This is a genomic window from Pseudomonas kribbensis (genome assembly GCF_003352185.1).
Classification (GTDB): domain Bacteria; phylum Pseudomonadota; class Gammaproteobacteria; order Pseudomonadales; family Pseudomonadaceae; genus Aquipseudomonas; species Aquipseudomonas kribbensis.
The window spans coordinates 4,385,206-4,404,619 of record NZ_CP029608.1; the positions used below are offsets into that span (position 1 = coordinate 4,385,206).

Genomic DNA, 19,414 nt, shown 5'->3' on the forward strand with positions numbered 1-19,414 from the left:
CCCTGCCGCCGGAGTGTTTTGTGTTTGCCAATCTGTTGATCATTCTTGCTTCGTCCCTGGTGATGATTGCCCTGTTTCGCCGCCTGCGCCTGCCACCGGTGCTGGGCTATCTGTGCGTCGGGCTGATGGTTGGGCCGAAGGCGTTCGACTGGATCAACGAGAGCGAGCATCTGCCGGACCTTGCCGAGCTGGGCGTGGTGTTTCTGCTGTTTTCCCTGGGGCTGGAATTCTCCCTGTCGAAAATGATTGCCCTGCGCCAGGTGGTTTTTCGTCTGGGCAGCCAACAGGTGCTAGTCAGCACAGCGCTGCTGGGAAGTGTGCTGATGCTGCTGGGCATGCCCCTCACCCCGGCGCTGCTGCTCGGCGCGGGGCTTTCACTTTCGTCGACGGCGATCGTCACCAAGGAACTGGGAAGTCTCGGTGAAATCTTCAGCAGCCATGGGCAGAATGCCGTCGGGGTCCTGCTGTTTCAGGATGTGGTGGCCGTGTTGTTGCTGACGCTGGTGCCCGTTTTCGCCGGTAGCAGCGATCAGGCCTGGTACTGGGCGTTGCCACTGACGCTGCTCAAGACTGTCGTGCTCTTCATTGGCTTGCTGCTGGCCAGTCGCTGGCTGTTGCCGCGCCTGTTTCAGGAGGTGGCGGCATCGCGCTCGGCCGAGCTGTTCGTGCTATTGGCGCTGGTGATCGTGTTGCTCACGGCGTGGCTGACTCACCTGCTTGGCCTCTCCCCTGCCCTCGGCGCCTTCCTGGCCGGCATGCTGCTGGGGGAAAGTCATTATCGGCATCAGATCGAGGCCGATATCCGGCCGTTCCGCGACATCCTGCTCGGCCTGTTCTTCGTCAGCATCGGCATGCTGATCGACCTGCAATTGTTTGCCAGCCACAGCCTGTTGATTCTCGCCATGACCCTGGGTTTGCTGGTGATCAAGGGCTCAGTGGTGGCGCTGCTGGTGAAATGGCGTGGCAGCGACAATGAAACAGCTTGGCGCAGCGGCCTGGCCCTGGCTCAGGGCGGCGAGTTCTGTTTCGCCCTGATGGCGCAGATGCAGCAGAACCGGTTGATGCCCGCCGATCTCGGCGCCCTGCTCCTCGCTGCGACGTTCTGCTCGATGCTGCTTACGCCGCTGATGCTACGGGCGGCTCCACGCATCGCCGCCGCCCTGCACCGCAAACCCAATCAGGAAGCGCAGATCGAGGAAATCAGCGCCCTCAATGCCGGCCTCGACCAGCATGTGGTGATCTGCGGCTACGGGCGTGTCGGTCAGTCGATCGGACGCTTCATGCGCAATGCCGGGCAACCTTACATCGCCCTGGACAACGACCCCGTACGTATTCAGGAGGCAGCCACCGTCGAACGCGACGCGCATTACGGCGACTCTGCGCGTGGCGACCTGCTGACTGCGGTCGGTTTGCTGCGCGCAAGGCTGCTGGTGATTGCCGTGGATAAAAGCGATGTGGCGTTGCGGGTGCTCAAGGAGGCCCGGCAACTCAATCCGAAGGTGCCGATTCTCGTGCGCACCCGCGACGACAGCCAGTGGGCCGAACTGAAAGCCGCCGGCGCCAGCGAAGTGGTGCCGGAGCTGCTGGAATCAAGCCTGATGCTTGCCTCTCACGCCTTGATTCTGCTCGGTCTGCCGGCACACCAGGTGCAGGAGAAGGTCGATCGGGTGCGCATCGACCGCTATCGCCTGCTGCATGGCTTCTACCCGGGCGCCGAAGATGAAGAGACTTAGTCCTGGCTCACCGCGCCGATCTTGTGCAACGACAGGTCCGCACCGTAATACTCCTGTTCCTGACTCAGGCGCAGACCATGCAGGGCCTTGATCGAACCGTAGACGGCAAAACCGCCGGCCAGGGCCACCACAACGCCCAACGCCGTACCGATCAACTGGCTGATCAGGCTGACACCACCGAGCCCACCCAGCGCGGTCGAGCCGAAGATCCCGCAGGCGATGCCGCCCCACACGCCACACAAGCCGTGCAACGGCCAGACACCCAGCACGTCGTCGATCCGCCATTTGACCTGCGCGGCCGTGAAGCACCAGACAAACAGGGCGCCGGCAATCGCACCGGTGACCAGCGCGCCCACCGGATGCATCAGGTCGGAGCCGGCACACACCGCCACCAGACCGGCCAACGGACCGTTGTGCAGAAAGCCCGGGTCATTGCGCCCGACAATCAGCGCCGCCACCGTGCCGCCCACCATCGCCATCAACGAATTGACCGCCACCAGCCCACTGACGCCCTGCAGGGTTTGCGCGCTCATCACGTTGAAGCCGAACCAGCCGACGATCAGGATCCACGAGCCCAGCGCCAGAAACGGAATGCTCGACGGTGCGAACGCCACCAGCCGGCCATCGCGATAGCGGCCGTTGCGCGGGCCCAGCAACAGCACCGCCGCCAGCGCCAGCCAGCCGCCCATGGCGTGAACCACCACGGAGCCGGCGAAATCATGGAACGGGGCGCCGAATCGTGCGGCCAGCCTGGCTTGCAGACCGTAGTTGCCGTTCCAGATCATGCCCTCGAAAAACGGATAGATGAACGCCACGATCAACGCCGTCGCGCACAGCTGCGGAACGAACCGCGCCCGCTCGGCAATACCGCCAGAAATGATCGCCGGGATCGCCGCCGCAAAGGTCAGCAGGAAGAAAAACTTCACCAGCCCATAACCATGATCGGCGCTGAGCACCGCCGCCGGTTGCAGGAACGTCACCCCGTACGAAATCCAATAGCCTATAAAGAAATAGGCCAGGGTCGACACCGCGAAGTCGCTGAGAATCTTCGACAGCGCGTTGACCTGATTCTTCTGGCGAACCGTTCCGACCTCCAGAAAGGCGAAACCGGCGTGCATGGCCAGCACCATGACCGCACCGATCAGAATGAACAACGTGTTGGAACTATGAACGAGCGTATCCACAGCGCTTTGCAGATTTTCCATGAAGAGGCAGACCCAAGGCTGAAAAAGGCACCAAAGCGGTTCATGCAGACATTTCATGCACCAAGTTGCGACCGCGCAGTCACAAGCCCGAGGGGCCGGCGAACCGCTTTGGCGCACGAGGTCGATGTCCTGAGCTGAACCCGTGTCATCCGGGCTATGATTTCCCGGCTTCGCGCCCGGCAACAGCGCACTGCTGCCGGAGGACGCACCACGACACAGCAAAAGATGTACCAGTCATTTGTACTGAACCTTCACGCAAGGCTCATACTCGAAAGTTTCAGAAGCCGCTTCAGACAGCCACTTACGGAGATTCCCAATGGCCAGCACCAAGGCAAAGACTGCTCAAGAAATCCTGATGAACGACTTCCAGACCCTGGTCAGCGATACCGAACGGTTGCTGGAACACACCGCCACGCTGGCCGGTGATCAGGCTGATGAATTGCGCGAACAGATCCACGAAAGTCTGCTGCGCGCGCGGGAAACCCTGAAGCTGACCGAAGACACTCTGCGCGAGCGCGGCCAGGCTGCGGTCACCGCCACCGAAGATTATGTGTCGGCCAACCCGTGGCAATCGGTGGGTATCGCCGCCGGCGTGGGCTTTTTGATCGGCCTGCTGGCCACGCGGCGCTGATCATGTCGATCGGTGAATCCGGCCCGACTGCGGGCACTGCCTCTTCCACACGGCGCCTGGGTGCAGCCGTCCTCGGTCTTTTGCACAGTCACGTCGAGTTGTTCGGCATCGAGCTGCAGGAGCAGAAAGCACGCACTGTCAGCCTGTTGCTGTTCGCAGGCCTCGCGCTGGTGTTTGCACTGCTGTTGCTGGTCGGCCTGTCGACCCTCGTCCTGATCGTGTTCTGGGACACGTATCGGCTCGCCGCCATCATCGGCCTGTGCGTGTTTTACACCCTGGCCGCGATCTTCTGCGGGCTGCGCCTGAAGGCTGCGATCTTCGATGAATCCTCACCCTTCCACGGCACACTGGAAGAACTGGCCAACGACCGGGAGCGCCTGCTGCCATGAGCCTGCCTGAACTTCCGCACAACAGCTCGCGCCAGGAAATGCGCAAGGCCCTGATCCGCCTGCGCATGGAAATGCATCGTCAGGAAATCCGCCACGAAACCGGCCAGGTGCTGCAGCCCTTGCAACGCATGCGCGGCATGTCGCAGAACCTGCAGGACGGTTTCGGCATCAAGCACGCGCCGTTGTGGGGCGTGGCCGCCGTGACACTGCTGGGGTTCCTGACCGGCAAAGGTGCGAAAAGCGGTGGCATCGGCGGCCTGAGCCGGTTAATCCGCCTCGGCACCAGCCTCGCGCCGCTGATCAAACTGGTCATGCAGAACTCGGGCAAACGCTGAGTTCCACATCTGGCTGCATTCTTGCACTGCTGGCGGGATTGAATCTCTTCACCCGGAGATTCAATCCCGCTCGCCTATCCGGCCGGCAGGATCCCACCAGAACAACAATGACCAAGGAGGCCCCGTGATCGACGGGCAACCGCTCGCCTGCTTTCAGCCTTTCATCGATACCGCCACCGGACGCATTGCAGGCGTCGAAGCGCTGGGGCGTCTGCGTCAAACGCAGGGGCAACTGACATCGGTCGGGCCGCTGTTCGCCGACCCACGAACGCCCGCTACCGCCCTGCGCCGCCTCGACCGGCAGGTTCGTGACAATGCGCTGAGCCGATTTCACGAAGCACCGCCAGACTGGTTTCTCAGCCTGAACATGTCACCGCGCTGGATCAGCCGTCTGCGCGCCGACCAGGCGCTTCCCAGCCTGAAACAACTCGCCCGGCATGGCGTCGACCCGCGGCGGATTGTCTTCGAGATCACTGAACTGGGCGGCAACAGTCAGCGTTTGTCTGAAGTCGTCGCGCGCTATCGCGATGCCGGCGCGCGGATCGCCATCGACGATTTCGGCGCCGGCTATTCACAACTGGATCGCGTGCTGGCCTTGCAACCGGACATCCTCAAGCTCGACATGCGCCTGTTTCAGGCCGCCGCGCTCGGCGGCCCCAGCAGCGATGTGGTCAAGGCACTGGCGCAGATGGCCGAAAGGACCGGTTGCTGGATTATCGCCGAAGGCGTGGAGACCGAAGCCCAGCTGAATTTTGCACTGGAATGTGGCTCACGCTACGTACAGGGTTTTCTGTTCGCCCGGGCGCAGGAGGCTTTCTTTGCAACGGATGCTTTCGTCCAGCACTTCGCTGAACTGCGCCAGGCCTATGTGAAGCAGAAACTCGCCGAGCGCGGCAAATTGATGTCCATGCGCCGACAGCTCGGCGAGTTGATGACGATTCTGCAAAACTGGGCTCAAACCCGCGCGCCGCTCAGCGCGTTGCCGCAACTGGATGCCTTTCCGTGGTTGCTGCGGTTTTACCAGTGCGACCGTCAGGGCACGCAACTGACGCCGAACCTGGAATGGCGGCAAAGCGGCTGGGTCGCCGACAACCGCTACCTGGGCCATAACTGGTCGTGGCGTCCCTACTTCTACCACCTGCTGGCCGAAGGCTGGGAAGAACGCCGGCTGACGCTTTCCAACACCTACCGCGATGCCACCAGCAACCAGTACTGCCTGACCGCCGGGCAGTTTTTCGACAATGGCGAACGCCTGCTGTTGATCGACATTGATGCCGCCGGGCTGTAGTTGCGCTTGCAGACATTCGCTCGAACCGGGAAGCTAGGGCACCAGTCACCCGACGGAGAGAATCAGCCTTGGATTGGCAAACCCTGCTCAACCGCGAACGTCTCGGCAAGCCGCTGCACAGCCCGCAGGAACTCGGCCGCAGCCCGTTTCACAAAGACCATGACCGCATCATTTTCTCTGGCGCCTTCCGCCGCCTGGGCCGCAAGACCCAGGTGCATCCCGTGTCGAGCAACGACCATATCCACACGCGCCTGACCCATTCGCTGGAAGTCAGTTGCGTCGGCCGGTCGCTGGGCATGCGAGTGGGCGAAACCCTGCGTCGCGCCCTGCCCGAGTGGTGCGAACCGAGCGATCTGGGCATGGTCGTGCAGTCCGCCTGCCTGGCCCATGACATCGGCAACCCGCCCTTCGGCCATTCCGGCGAAGACGCCATCCGCCATTGGTTTCAGCAGGCCGCCGGGCGCGGCTGGCTGGATGCGATGAGCGATGCCGAGCGCGGGGACTTCCTGAACTTCGAGGGCAATGCCCAGGGTTTCCGGGTACTCACACAACTGGAATATCACCAGTTCGACGGTGGCACCCGGTTGACCTACGCGACCCTCGGCACCTACCTCAAGTACCCGTGGACCGCGCGCCACGCCGACTCTCTGGGTTACAAGAAACACAAGTTCGGTTGCTATCAGAGCGAGTTGCCATTGCTGGAGCAGATCGCCCACAAACTCGGCCTGCCGCAACTCGAAGAACAGCGCTGGGCGCGTCATCCGCTGGTTTACCTGATGGAGGCTGCGGATGACATCTGCTACGCGCTGATCGATCTGGAAGATGGCCTGGAGATGGATCTGCTGGACTACGCCGAGGTCGAGTCGCTGCTGCTGGGTCTGGTCGGCGACGATCTGCCGGAAACCTACCGACAGTTGGGCCCTCAGGATTCACGCCGACGCAAACTGGCAATCCTGCGGGGCAAGGCCATCGAACACCTGACCAACGCCGCCGCCCGGGCCTTTGTCGAACAACAGGATGCACTGCTGGCCGGGACGCTGCACGGCGATCTGGTGGAGCACATGCATGGTCCGGCCAAACGTTGCGTGCTGAATGCCAAGGACATCGCCCGCAAGAAAATCTTTCAGGACAAGCGCAAGACCCTGCATGAAATCGGCGCCTACACGACACTGGAGATATTGCTCAACGCGTTCTGCGGTGCGGCCCTCGAACAGCACAACGGGCGTACGCCGTCGTTCAAGAGCCGCAGAATCCTCGACTTGCTGGGCAACAATGCACCGGACCCGCACGGCCCGTTGCACGCATCGTTCCTGCGCATGATCGACTTCATCGCGGGCATGACCGACAGCTATGCCAGCGACATGGCCCTGGAAATGACAGGGCGCTCCAGCCATTGATACTTCGTCGTCAGCCCGGTCAGGCATTGACCGGGCGGGCGACTGATGGATATTCCAATCCTTTCCTTATATCCATGTTCGACGCTCGCGACGTATCGCCAACAAAAAACTGAAACTCATTGATGACTTACAAATATTAAACAAACAGGCTTTTCAGTCACTCCTGCCCCCTCCATCGAACAAGTTCAATCCGCGAAGCCATCCGCTACCTACGTCAAAACTAGTTCACACGTAGTCTCATTCCTCTTTATTTGTAGGACCGATCCTAGATTGCCACCAAGGTCCTGTCGGCTCATGCGACCTCTCTTTCATCTGAGCTAAGGTGCGCCCTTTATTAGTGTTCGCATGGGACTTTGTTATGAACTCCGTTTTTATTGTCGACGATCACCCGGTTATCCGTCTTGCCGTTCGAATGCTATTGGAACATGAAGGTTACAAGGTCGTCGGTGAAACCGATAACGGGGTCGATGCCATGCAAATGGTTCGCGAATGTGCGCCCGACCTGATCATTCTCGACATCAGTATTCCAAAGCTGGACGGCCTGGAAGTCCTTGCCCGTTTCAACGCCATGAGTTCCCCATTCAAGACACTGGTCCTGACCGCACAATGCCCGACGCTGTTCGGCATTCGCTGCATGCAGTCCGGCGCATCGGGTTATGTCTGCAAACAGGAAGACCTCAGCGAACTGGTCAGTGCCATCAAGGCAGTCCTTTCCGGATACAACTATTTCCCCAGCCAGGCCCTGAACCCTGTTCGCAATGACGATGTGCGCTATGCAGAACTGGAACTTTTCAAATCGGTCAATGACCGGGAATTGATGGTATTGCAACTATTCGCCCAAGGCCGCACAAACAAGGAAATCGCCAAAGGCATGTTCCTCAGCAACAAGACCGTCAGTACTTATAAAAAACGTCTGATGCAGAAACTCAAAGCCAAATCCCTTGTAGAACTTATTGAAATGGCCAAACGCAACGCACTCGTGTGAGAGACGACATGCCCAGTCCCTTGAAAAACTGCCTGATTGTATTGAGTGCATGTCTCGGTTTAAGTGCTCATGTAACAGCCTCCACCGTCATCTCGCAAGACCTGGCACTGCTCAGTCGTTCGACCGACAAGCCACTTCCAGTCCTGCTTGAACATGCGCAACGGGACTGGTTGCACAATCGCAATGAGCTGGTTCTGGGCACATCGGCTCCCGACTATCCGCCATTTGACATGACGGCCAGCGGCCGTGATTACGAAGGGTTCACGGCCGATTACGCCGGACTGATCGGTCAGGCAACCCGCCTGCCGGTCAGGGTCAAGCGCTTTGCCACACGAGACGCCGCGATCCGGGCTTTGCTCGACGGCAGCATCGACATGCTTGGCACGTCCAATGGTCTGGAGGCGGAAAACGCCAACATCGTACTGTCCAGCCCTTACGCCATCGATCAACCGGTACTGGTCACCCGCACGGGTGAAACCCGGTCTCTGAGCGAAGGTCTGGCCGGATTGCGGCTGAGCATGCTGTATCACTATCTGCCGCTGGACGAAGTCAAGGCGCTGTATCCCAAAGCCCTCATCACCTCCTATCCGTCTTACCAGAATGCAATCAACGCCGTCGCCTTCGATCAGGCGGACGTGTTTCTGGGCGACACCATTTCCACCCACTACATGATCAGCAAGGGGTATCTGAACAACATCCGCATGGCCAATTTCGGCAAGCACGAAGCCCACGGTTTCAGCTTTGCCGTGCGTCGCGACAATCCTCAACTGCTGGGTATCATCGATAACGTGCTCAAGGCTGTCCCGGGCAGCGAGCGAGAAACCATCGCCAAACGCTGGAGTGCCGGCAGCGATACCTTGCTGACCGATCAGAAACTGCAACTGACCCACCGCGAAGAACAGTGGCTGAAGAAACACCCGGTGGTGAGTGTGGTGGTCAACGAGGCGTTTGCTCCCCTGAGCTTCTTTGACACCGATGGCAACTTTCGCGGCATCAGCGCCGACCTGCTGGAACTCATCCGGTTGCGCACCGGCCTGCGCTTCGAAATCCGCCGCAGCCGCAGCGACGCCGAGATGATCAAACAGATCGAGAACCATCAGGCCGACCTGATCGCCGCCCTGCTGCCGACTGCCCAACGCGAGGAAACCCTGAAGTTCAGCCGCCCCTACCTCGAAAACTCCTATGTCCTGCTGACCCGCAAGGCTGCCGACAGTCCGACCCACCTGGGTCAGCTCAAGCGCAAGCGCCTGGCCATCGCCCAGGGCAACCCGATGATCGAGTACCTGCGCAACGAGTTTCCACTCATCCAGTTGATCGAGACTCCGGATACTTTCAGTGCCGTGGCATTGCTCGACGAGGGTCTGGTCGAAGGCGCAGTGAACTCGCTGGTGATCGCCAATTACTTCATCGCTTCGCACATCTTCGAACAGCCCTTGCAGATCACTACCACCATCGGCACCCGCCAGGCAGCCTTTTCCCTGGCAACCGCCAGAGACAACACCGAACTGGGCTCAATTATCGACAAGACCCTGATGAGCATATCGCCCGAAGAACTGGGCATCATCAATGGTCGATGGAGGGGTTATTCAAGCCTTTCGCAAGGCACCTGGCACCAATATCGACGCCTGTTCTATCAGGTGATCGGGGCGGCCGGCCTGCTGTTGCTGCTGTCGATGCTCTGGAATGCCTACATGCGTCGCCAGATCAAGCAGCGCCAGGCCGCCGAACGCGCCTTGAACGATCAGCTGGAGTTCATGCGCTCGCTGGTCAACGGCACGCCTCATCCGATCTATGTGCGCGATCGACAGGGATTGCTGCAAAGCTGCAACGACAGTTACCTCGAAGCCTTCAAGGCCAGACGCGAAGACGTCATCGGCAAGAATGTGATGGAAGGTGTTCTGAACAACGCTTTCGAAGCCAGGGACTTTCAGGCCGACTACCAGCGGGTCGTGAACGAGGGCAGACCGCTGGTGCTCGACCGGCCGTTGCAAATCGGCAACCGGCGCATGACGATCTATCACTGGATCCTGCCGTACCGCGACTCCAGCGGCGATGTTCAGGGGATCATCGGCGGCTGGATCGACATCAGTGAACGTCATGAACTGCTCGACGAACTTCGTGCTGCCAAGGAACGCGCGGATGATGCCAACCGTGCCAAGAGCACTTTCCTGGCGACCATGAGCCACGAAATCCGTACACCGATGAACGCGGTCATCGGCATGCTTGAACTGACACTCAAGCGCATGGACAAAGTGCATCCGGACCGCTCCAGCATCGAAACCGCTTACAGCTCGGCCAAGGATCTGCTGGGGCTGATCGGTGACATTCTGGACATTGCCCGGATCGAATCCGGACGCCTGAGCCTGAGCCCCGAACGGGTCAATCTCATCGATACCATTGCGTCGGTGGTCAGGATCTTCGAAGGCCTGGCCCGGCAGAAACGGCTGGCACTGATGGTGAACGTCTCCCCGCCCGAACTGAACATCGACGTACATCTGGATCCCTTGCGTTTCAAACAGGTGCTGTCGAACCTGATCAGCAATGCCATCAAATTCACCGAAAAAGGCCACATCAGGATCTCGCTGGAACTGCTGGACAGCGATGATCCCGCTTGCTCGCAGGTGCAACTGACGGTTCAGGACAGCGGCATCGGTATTACTACCGAAGACCAGCGGCGGCTGTTCGAACCTTTCACCCAGGCCAGCCATGGCAGGAACCGGACAATCAGCGGCACAGGGCTGGGACTGGTCATCAGCCGCAGCCTGTGCGAAATGATGGGAGGGCAACTGCAATTGAGCAGCCAGCCCGGGATCGGCACACAAGTGAGTGTGTCGCTGCCGCTGGCAATCATGCCCGCTGAGGTGAAAAGCCGGAAACACGAACCACAGATCCAGACCGCCCTCACGCCCCTCAACGTTCTGGTGGTCGACGATCACCCGGCCAATCGCCTGCTGATGTGCCAGCAACTCGAGTTCCTGGGACACCGTTTCAGCATTGCCGAAGAAGGCCAGAGCGCACTGGAACAATGGAAAAACGGCGCATTCGATCTGGTCATCGCCGATTGCAACATGCCCGTCATGAACGGCTATGAACTGACCCGCGCAATCCGGCGCCACGAGAGCCTCACGCAACGCCCGACCTGCACCGTGCTGGGGTTTACCGCCAATGCCCAACCGGAAGAGGTACTTCGCTGCAAGCAGGCCGGCATGAACGAGTGCCTGTTCAAACCACTGAGCCTGAGTGCGTTGAGCCAATGGGTCGACAGTGTCCGGCCAATCCTCGATGCACCGGTGCTCCATGCACCTGCGTTCAACCTGCAGGGGCTTTATGCGCTGACCGGAGGCAACCCCGCTCAGACCAGGCGACTGTTGACCGAACTTCTGAAAAGCAGCCGGAATGACCGCCAGGATCTGCGGGCCTTGTCCCCCGGACGGGATCACCAGGCGCTGGCCGAGATGGCGCACAGGATCAAAGGTGCCGCACGCATTGCCCAGGCATCACGCCTGATCAACTGTTGCGAAGCACTCGAACAGGCTTGTCTGCAAGCTTTGCCGGTGGAGGAAATCGAACGCCGATGCAAAGCGAGCAACTTCGCCATTCTTGAGCTGGAGAAGGCGTTGGAGCAGCAACTGACGTTGACCGACCACAGCAGAATGACCGGGCCTTAACTATGCTTGGACGCTGAGCAGTGTGTTTATCAACTCGGAGAGTCCGCAATGCCCAGCCCACTGCGCCCGGATCAACGCCGGTTCCCCCTGCACGTGCATATCAGCGTCATGTTCACCTTTCTGCTATTGCTCACCGGGGTCGTGCTGGGGCTGTTCAACTACCGGCAGACCACGCAGATCATTCTGTCGAGCAGCGAAAAGCTGTTCGAGCGCATCGAGCAGGATGTGCGCGTCGATCTGCAATCGACCTATGCGCCGATCCGGCACTTGCTGAGCCTGCTCGCCGACAGCCCCGGGACTCAGGCCTCCGCCCTTGAACAACGCCTGACACTGCTCAAACCGTTCAGCCAGTCACTGGCGGACAACCCGGACCTGGCATCGTTGTATCTGGGTTACGACAACGGTGATTTCTTCATGGTGCGGCCGTTGCGCACCGCGTCGCTCAAAACCTTGCTCAAGGCGCCGGACGCAGCGGCCTATCAGGTCTGGAGCATCGAGCATGATGCCAATGGCGGTGTCCGGTCACAGTCGCTGTTCTTCGATCAGGCGTTGTCGGCGGTCGGTCATCAGGACAATCCGGACGATGCCTACGACCCGCGCAGCCGAAGCTGGTACACCGGCGCACAAAAACAGAACGAGCAGATCACCACCGAACCCTACGTGTTCTTTTCCACCCACAATGTCGGCACCACCCTCGCCCGGCGCAGCGGTGAGCACGCAGTGATCGCTGCCGACCTGACCCTCGACGCGCTGTCGGCGACCCTGACCAAGCACGTGGTGACGCCAGCGACAGAAATCGTCCTCTTCGACGCCGAAGGCAACGCCGTAGCGTACCCCGACAGCAGCCGGCTGATCGTCGATGATCGCACTGCGCGCCTGGCCAGGGCAGCCGACCTGAGCCCGAGCCTGCATGCCCTGCTGTCTGCCGATCATCAGGGCAAACGCCTGAATGCTGACGGGCGACGCTGGATCGTCGCCCGCAGCAGCCTGCAGGAAGGGGGTCCGAAAGGTTTGCAGATGGCCTTGCTGGTGCCGGAGGACGAGTTGCTGGTCGATGCCTATCGCATGCGTTGGCAGGGTGCGTTGATCACCCTCGCCACCCTGCTGTTGTGCCTGCCGCTGGGCTGGTTGATCTCGCGGATTCTGGTCAAGCCGCTGCATGCACTGGTCAAGGAAGCCGATGCCATCCGCAGCTTCGATTTCAACTTTCCCGTGACCCGTCGCTCACCGGTGCTGGAGGTCGATCAGTTGAGCCTGTCGATGGCGCGGATGAAAGACACCCTGGCCAGCTTCTTTCGCATCACCGACAGCCTGACCGCCGAAACCCGCTTCGCCCCGCTGCTGCAACGGGTGTTGTTCGAAACGGTGCAGATTGCCCAGGCTCAGGCGGGGCTGATCTACCTGCGGGAAAGTGATGGCAACCGCATGGAACCTTATGGACTTGTGGTCGATGGCACCTCACAGACGCTGGCTGCCTTCGATATCCAGGGACACAACCTCGACGCCACTCAGGGCCCCACCTGGTTTGAGCAACTGGCGAAGGCCGACCACGTAGTGAGCAGCCTCGGCTTCGAACAGGCTGCCGACCTGCAAAAAGTACTGCTGGCCATGGAAACACCGCGCGTACACCTGATCGGGATCCGTCTGCATAACCGGCACAACGAGACAATCGGTCTGCTGGTATTGCTGCTCAGCGACAGCGGCACCCCGGCCGACCTTGAAAAGCTGCGCCCCGACCGCATCGCATTCCTGCAAGCGGTGTCCGGCGCGGCGGCGGTGAGCATCGAGAGCCAGCGCCTGCAAGCACGGCAGAAACAGCTGCTCGATGCCTTCATTCAACTGCTGGCCGGCGCCATCGATGCCAAGAGCCCTTACACCGGTGGCCATTGCCAGCGCGTGCCGGAACTGACCCTGATGCTTGCCCACGCCGCGGCGGCGAGCGAAGCCCCGGCCTTCAGCGACTACCAGCCCAGTGAGGATGAATGGGAAGCCTTGCACATCGCCGCGTGGCTGCACGACTGCGGCAAGGTCACGACGCCGGAATACGTCGTCGACAAAGCCACCAAACTGGAAACCCTGAACGACCGCATTCACGAAATCCGTACCCGCTTCGAAGTGCTCAAGCGCGATGCCTGGATCAGCTACTGGCAAGCTATGGCCATGGGCGGCGAGGAGTTCCATCTGGCGCACCTGCGCGACACGACGCTGGCGTCTCTGGATGACGATTTCAGTTTCGTCGCCCGCTGCAACCTGGGCAGTGAGGCCATGGCTGAAGCCGACCTGCAGCGTCTTGAGGGCATTGCGCAGCGCACCTGGACCCGCACGCTGGATGATCGGCTGGGCGTGTCCTGGGAAGAAAACCGACGCCAGGCACGAACACCGGCACCGATCCTGCCGGTCAGCGAAAAGTTACTGTCCGACAAGCCTGAGCACCTGCTTGAGCGCGCCGACAGCGAGCTGATTCCGGAAGACAATCCATGGGGGTTCAAACTCGATGTCCCGCGCTACAAATACAACCGCGGCGAGCTGTACAACCTGAGCATTACTCGCGGCACGCTGACACGCGAGGAGCGTTACATCATCAATCACCACATGGTGCAGACGATCCTGATGCTCAGCCATCTGCCCTTCCCCGGGCATTTGAACAACGTGGCGGAAATCGCCGGCGGCCATCACGAAAAAATGGACGGCACCGGTTACCCGAAACGCTTGAAACGCGAGGAAATGAGCCTGCCGGCACGGATGATGGCGATTGCCGACATCTTCGAAGCGCTGACCGCCGCCGACCGCCCGTACAAAAAGGCCAAGACCCTCAGCGAGGCGCTGGGGATCATGGCCACCATGTGCCGCGAGGCGCATATCGATGCCGAGCTGTTCGGCCTGTTCATTCGCGAAGGCCTTTATCTGCAATACGCCAGTCGGTTCCTCGAACCACAACAGATCGATGCGGTCGATCCCGCCGGCGTGCTGCGCAAGGCCGGTCTTGCGGCGTGATCAGCAGTCGGTCAGGCGCAGGAAGATTGCTGCCAGTCGTTCGATTCCGGCCTGATCGTCTGCGCCGAAACGCGAAAGCTTCGGGCTGTCGAGGTCGAGCACACCGATCAGGCGACCGTCCTTGACCAACGGCACCACCAGTTCGCTGTTCGACGCACTGTCACAGGCGATGTGGCCGGGGAACGCGTGAACGTCTTCGACCCGTTGTGTTTGCAGACTGGCCGCCGCCGCGCCACACACCCCGCGACCGAACGGAATACGCACGCAGGCGATCTGACCCTGGAACGGGCCGAGCACCAGTTCTTCATTGCGATTGAGGTAGAAGCCGGCCCAGTTCAGATCATCGAGCTGGTTGAACAGGAACGCCGAAAACTGCGCGGCATTGGCGATGAAATCGCGCTCGTCCGCCAGCAGCGACTCCAGTTGCGCGGCCAACATGCCATAGCCTTCGAGGCCCTGGCCGCTCTGTTGCAAATCAATCATGCCTTGTGCTCCAGCAATTTCAGTCCCACCCAGTAACGGGCGAATTGGTACGCGCAACGTCCGTTGCGGTTGCCACGGCCGGTCGCCCAGCGCACGGCGAGAATGTCCAGTTGTTCGTCGCGCTGCCAGGTCAGGCCAGCCTTGGCGGCCAGTTGCCCGATCCAGTGTTCGACGACATTGAGGAAATGTTCCTGGGTAAACGGATAGAACGACAGCCACAGGCCAAAGCGATCCGACAGGGCAATCTTGTCTTCCACCGCTTCGCTCGGATGCAGCTCGCCGTCGACGCGCTTCCAGTTTTCGTTGTCGCTTTCCTTTTCCGGCACCAGATGGCGACGGTTTGAGGTCGCGTACAGCAACACGTTGTCCGGCGCCTGTTCCAACGAGCCATCCAGCACGCTTTTCAGCACGCGGTAATCGCCTTCGCCGGATTCGAACGACAGGTCATCACAGAACAGCACGAAACGCTGCGGCAACTTGGCAATCTGCTCCACCACACGTGGCAGGTCGGCCAGGTGATCGCGCTCGATCTCGATCAGACGCAGGCCGGCCTTGGCGTGTTCGGCCAGCAACGCCCGCACCAGCGAGGACTTACCGGTCCCGCGTGAACCCCAGAGCAACGCATGGTTGGCCGGCATGCCGTCGAGGAACTGTTGGGTATTTCGGCCCAGTTGCTCCAGTTGCCGATCGACACCGATCAGGTCCGACAGGCGCATGTCGAGGCTGACTTCCAGCGGCAGCAGATAGCCGCTGCGACCGTCACGCTGCCAGCGTGCAGCCAGGCAAGTGCCCCAGTCGATGACCGGGCGTGGCGCCGGCAGCAGCGGTTCGATCCGCGCCAGAACCGACTCGGCGCGCTCAAGAAAAGCATTCAATCGGGAATCCACGTCTTCTCCTCGGGCTGGTTCACAGTAATGATGGCGATACAGCGACGACCGATAGCGTTCGACACCCGGCCCGGCCCTTGTTACAAGGCGATGCGGGAACTCCGGTATCCATGCATGATCGACTATGCTTGAGCAGCGAAGGGAAACGTAAGTGGTTCAACACCCCATGGATATCAAATTCACCCACCGGCTGTCATACAAACAGGCCCGGCTTACCGTGCTGGTCGGGTTCATTCTGGGCACGCTGCTCAGCCTGCTGCAAATCGGCATCGATTATGCCAGTGAAGACGCCTCCATCAACCGTGAAATCCTGTCTTTGCTGGAAATCAGCCATAACCCGGCCTCGCGCATCGCCTACAACATCGATGCCGAGCTGGCCCAGGAACTCACGCTGGGCCTGCTACGCTCGCCGGCCATCATTTCCGCGCAACTGACCGACAACAATCAGACGGTGCTGGCCAGCGTCAAACGCCCGGAACTGCAAAGCGGCTATCGGTTGATCAGCGACTTTCTGTTCGGCGCCAAACGCGAATTCGAAGACCGGCTCTATCTCGACCACTTGCCCAACGAATCCCTAGGCACGTTAAGCCTGGAAGTGGACACCTATGCCTTCGGCAGCCGCTTCTTGCGCCGGGCCGAAATCACGCTGCTCAACGGGTTTGCCCGCAGCCTGATCCTGACCGGCATCCTGCTGGCGCTGTTCTATGTGATGCTGACCAAACCACTGGTGCGGGTGATCCGTGAACTCAGCGGGCGCGATCCGCGCAGCGCCGAACCGACCACTCTGGAATGCCCTGGCGGACACGCCAACGACGAGATCGGCGTGCTGGTCAAGGTCGCCAACCAGCAGTTCGAGAACATCGCCACGGAAATCCAGCAGCGGCGCACCGCAGAAAACCGCCTTACTGACTACCTCGCTCAACTCGAAGATATCGTGTCGGCACGCACCGCCGAACTGAAGGCCATCAACGCCCGCCTCAGCCAGTCCAACGAGGAACTGGAGGTCGCCCGCAGCACGGCGCTGGACATGGCCGAGGCGCGCTCGGCGTTCCTTGCCAACATGAGCCACGAGATTCGCACTCCGCTCAACGGCCTGCTGGGCATGATCGCGCTGTCCCTCGACGGTCCGCTCAATGGCGAACAACAGCAGCAACTGTCGATTGCCCACGACTCGGGCAAGGTGCTGGTGGAGTTGCTCAACGATATTCTCGACCTGTCGAAATTCGATGCCGGGCAACTGGAGCTCGAGCACATCCCCTTCGACCTCGGTTCGCTCGTTGAAGACACCGCCAACCTGCTGTCACAGAACGCGGCGCCAAGCGTCGAACTGACGTGTCTGATCGATCCGCACTTCCCGGCGCTGGTGCTCGGCGACCCGACCCGGGTCAGGCAGATTGTCAGCAACCTGCTGTCCAACGCCCTGAAGTTCACCCGCTTCGGACGGGTCGATGTGCGTTTGTCGACCTGGAAGGACGGCGTGCGCATCGAAGTCTGCGATACCGGCATCGGCATTGCCCAGGAAGCCCAGGTGAAGATTTTCCAGCCGTTCACCCAGGCCGGGGCCGGTATCACTCGCCAGTACGGTGGCACCGGACTGGGCCTGGCGCTGACCTACAACCTGTGCGAAGCCATGGAGGGGCGCCTGACGATCAGCTCCGAAGTCGGTTTCGGCAGCCAGTTCTGTGCCGAACTGCCTCTGCCCTGCCACACCCGCGCGGTCATTCCGGCGCAACTGCATGGCAGCGTGCTTGCCATCACCACAGCGGCCAGCGGACTGTCAGAACTGTTGAGCAGTCTGTTGCCGGTCTGGGGCCTGTCGTACGAACAGCGCACGATTGAAGCGTCACTGCTCGGCCCATCACCGGACATCATCATCACCGATTGCCCCGAATGCCTGTTCGGCCTGCGGCCGACCATGACCGCACCGATTCTGCTGGTGACCGCCTACGGCAGTTTCCTGCCGGGCGAAGAAGCCGCCGCCCTCGCCCCGCTGCAACAGCAGGCTCGCCCTTTGGCGCGCAATGCGCTGTATCAGAATCTGCGCAGAACCCTGCAACCGGACATCACCACCATCGACCGCGGGCGGCTTGAAAGTTTGCCTTCACAGCGTCGCGGTCGGGTGTTGCTGGTGGAAGACAATCCGGTCAACCAACTGGTGGCCAAAGGCATGCTCAGTAAACTTGGTTGCGAAGTGGTAGTGGCGGCCCATGGCGCAGAAGCACTGGATCAACTGGAACACCACGAATTCGATCTGGTGCTGATGGATTGCAACATGCCGGTGATGGACGGTTACGAAGCGAGCCGGCAGATCCGCCAGAGCGGTCGCTGGCCGCACTTGCCGATCGTGGCGTTGACGGCCAACGCCATGTCCGAGGAGCGTGAGCGCTGCCGGGCGGCGGGCATGAGCGATTACCTGGCCAAGCCCTTCCGCCGCGAAGAACTGGCCGCGCTGCTGGATCAGTGGATACCGACTACGACAGCGCTTTGATTTGCCCCAGCAGATGATCAAGCCCGGTGCGCAGCTCGTTGAGCCGATCCAGATCCACGCCGCTGTCGCACAGCAACCGGTCCTTCAACGGCCCGACCTGCTCGCGCAGTGCCAGCCCTTGGGACGTGAGGCTCAGGTGAACCTCACGCTCGTCCCGCGCCGAGCGTTGGCGCTGCACCAGTTGCAGTTGCTCCAGACGCTTGAGCAGCGGCGTCAGCGTCCCGGAATCCAGCGCCAGACGCTCGCCCAGCGCCTTGACCGTCGGTTGCTCCGGTGCCGTTTCCTGCCATTCCCACAACACCAGCATCGCCAGATATTGCGGGTAAGTCAGCCCGAGCTGATCGAGCATCGGCTTGTAGGCACGAATCACCGCCCGGGACGCGGCGTACAGCTTGAAGCACAACTGACTGTCGAGCTTCAGCGCATCGGCTGACAGTTCGTTCATTTGAGCAGGGCTTCGATCTCGCGGCTCAGGTCCTGCGGCTTGGTGGCCGGGGCGAAGCGCTTGACCAACTGGCCGTCCTTGCCGATCAGGAATTTGGTGAAGTTCCACTTGATGCCCTGGGAACCCAGTACGCCCGGTGCGCGTTTCTTCAGTTGCACGAACAGCGGATGCGCACCGGTGCCGTTGACTTCGATCTTCTTGAACAGCGGGAAGCTGACGCCGTAATTGAGCTCGCAGAACTCGCTGATCGCACCCTCGTTGCCGGGTTCCTGCTTGCCGAACTGGTTGCACGGAAAGCCCAGCACCACCAGCCCCTGATCCTTGTAAGTCTGCCACAGCTCCTCAAGGCCCTTGTATTGCGGGGTGAAACCGCACTTGCTGGCAGTGTTGACCACCAGCACCGCCTTGCCGGCGAAATCGGCCAGGGTCTTTTGCTCACCCTTGATGGTGGTGCACGGGATGGTCAGCAGGTTATCGCTCATGGTG

Annotated in this window: 15 protein-coding genes; 10 read left to right on the forward strand and 5 right to left on the reverse strand. The window is 60.7% G+C overall.

Going from position 1 to position 19,414, the window contains the following annotated elements:
- Positions 1-20: 20 nt before the first annotated feature.
- Entirely contained in the window at positions 21-1,733 is a 1,713-nt protein-coding gene (locus tag DLD99_RS19935) for a cation:proton antiporter (RefSeq protein WP_114884531.1), read from the forward strand.
- Here the strand turns inward: DLD99_RS19935 and DLD99_RS19940 are convergent.
- Positions 1,730-2,938, reverse strand: coding sequence for an ammonium transporter (locus DLD99_RS19940; protein ID WP_114884533.1), 1,209 nt, complete (start codon positions 2,936-2,938; stop codon positions 1,730-1,732). The two genes, DLD99_RS19935 and DLD99_RS19940, sit on opposite strands and share 4 nt — an antisense overlap.
- Positions 2,939-3,254: 316 nt before the next feature.
- Between DLD99_RS19940 and DLD99_RS19945 the strand changes: the two genes are divergently transcribed.
- The 8 genes from DLD99_RS19945 to DLD99_RS19980 all read left to right on the forward strand — a co-directional run bounded on the left by DLD99_RS19945 (position 3,255) and on the right by DLD99_RS19980 (position 14,625).
- Positions 3,255-3,569 carry an ElaB/YgaM/YqjD family protein gene (locus tag DLD99_RS19945; RefSeq protein WP_085710739.1) on the forward strand — a complete coding sequence of 105 codons (315 nt, stop codon included), beginning with the start codon at positions 3,255-3,257 and terminating at the stop codon, positions 3,567-3,569.
- A gap of 2 nt (positions 3,570-3,571) precedes the next feature.
- A complete protein-coding gene (locus DLD99_RS19950) occupies positions 3,572-3,958 on the forward strand; it encodes a phage holin family protein (RefSeq protein WP_065257074.1) in 387 nt (128 codons plus the stop codon).
- Positions 3,955-4,293 (forward strand): hypothetical protein, encoded by a 339-nt coding sequence (locus tag DLD99_RS19955; RefSeq protein ID WP_085710740.1) that lies wholly within the window; start codon positions 3,955-3,957, stop codon positions 4,291-4,293. Before DLD99_RS19950 ends, DLD99_RS19955 begins: the two co-directional genes overlap by 4 nt.
- A gap of 124 nt (positions 4,294-4,417) precedes the next feature.
- On the forward strand, positions 4,418-5,581 hold the full coding sequence (locus tag DLD99_RS19960) for an EAL domain-containing protein (RefSeq protein ID WP_114884535.1): 1,164 nt from the start codon (positions 4,418-4,420) through the stop codon (positions 5,579-5,581).
- A gap of 68 nt (positions 5,582-5,649) precedes the next feature.
- Entirely contained in the window at positions 5,650-6,978 is a 1,329-nt protein-coding gene (locus DLD99_RS19965; RefSeq protein WP_085710742.1) for a deoxyguanosinetriphosphate triphosphohydrolase, read from the forward strand.
- 358 nt (positions 6,979-7,336) lie between these two features.
- Positions 7,337-7,963 (forward strand): response regulator transcription factor, encoded by a 627-nt coding sequence (locus DLD99_RS19970; RefSeq protein ID WP_114884537.1) that lies wholly within the window; start codon positions 7,337-7,339, stop codon positions 7,961-7,963.
- 8 nt (positions 7,964-7,971) lie between these two features.
- Positions 7,972-11,631, forward strand: coding sequence for a transporter substrate-binding domain-containing protein (locus tag DLD99_RS19975; protein ID WP_114884538.1), 3,660 nt, complete (start codon positions 7,972-7,974; stop codon positions 11,629-11,631).
- A gap of 48 nt (positions 11,632-11,679) precedes the next feature.
- Complete coding sequence (locus DLD99_RS19980) at positions 11,680-14,625, forward strand: HD domain-containing phosphohydrolase (RefSeq protein ID WP_114884540.1); 2,946 nt, start codon at positions 11,680-11,682, stop codon at positions 14,623-14,625.
- Here the strand turns inward: DLD99_RS19980 and DLD99_RS19985 are convergent, their stop codons facing one another.
- Both DLD99_RS19985 and DLD99_RS19990 read right to left on the reverse strand, forming a co-directional pair.
- The gene (locus DLD99_RS19985; protein WP_085710746.1) at positions 14,626-15,108 is read right to left on the reverse strand and encodes a GAF domain-containing protein; all 483 of its coding nucleotides are present in this window, start codon (positions 15,106-15,108) and stop codon (positions 14,626-14,628) included.
- Positions 15,105-15,995 carry an ATP-binding protein gene (locus DLD99_RS19990; protein ID WP_085710747.1) on the reverse strand — a complete coding sequence of 297 codons (891 nt, stop codon included), beginning with the start codon at positions 15,993-15,995 and terminating at the stop codon, positions 15,105-15,107. Before DLD99_RS19990 ends, DLD99_RS19985 begins: the two co-directional genes overlap by 4 nt.
- 166 nt (positions 15,996-16,161) lie before the next feature.
- Between DLD99_RS19990 and DLD99_RS19995 the strand changes: the two genes are divergently transcribed.
- Positions 16,162-18,483: a hybrid sensor histidine kinase/response regulator gene (locus DLD99_RS19995; protein WP_114884542.1), complete on the forward strand. Its 2,322-nt coding sequence runs from the start codon at positions 16,162-16,164 to the stop codon at positions 18,481-18,483.
- On the opposite strand, the gene DLD99_RS20000 is transcribed toward DLD99_RS19995, so the two are convergent.
- Both DLD99_RS20000 and DLD99_RS20005 read right to left on the reverse strand, forming a co-directional pair.
- Positions 18,467-18,928, reverse strand: a complete 462-nt coding sequence (locus tag DLD99_RS20000) for a MarR family winged helix-turn-helix transcriptional regulator (RefSeq protein ID WP_114884543.1) — start codon at positions 18,926-18,928, stop codon at positions 18,467-18,469. The two genes, DLD99_RS19995 and DLD99_RS20000, sit on opposite strands and share 17 nt — an antisense overlap.
- Positions 18,925-19,410, reverse strand: a complete 486-nt coding sequence (locus tag DLD99_RS20005; RefSeq protein ID WP_085710750.1) for a glutathione peroxidase — start codon at positions 19,408-19,410, stop codon at positions 18,925-18,927. Before DLD99_RS20005 ends, DLD99_RS20000 begins: the two co-directional genes overlap by 4 nt.
- Between the last annotated feature and the right edge of the window lie 4 nt (positions 19,411-19,414).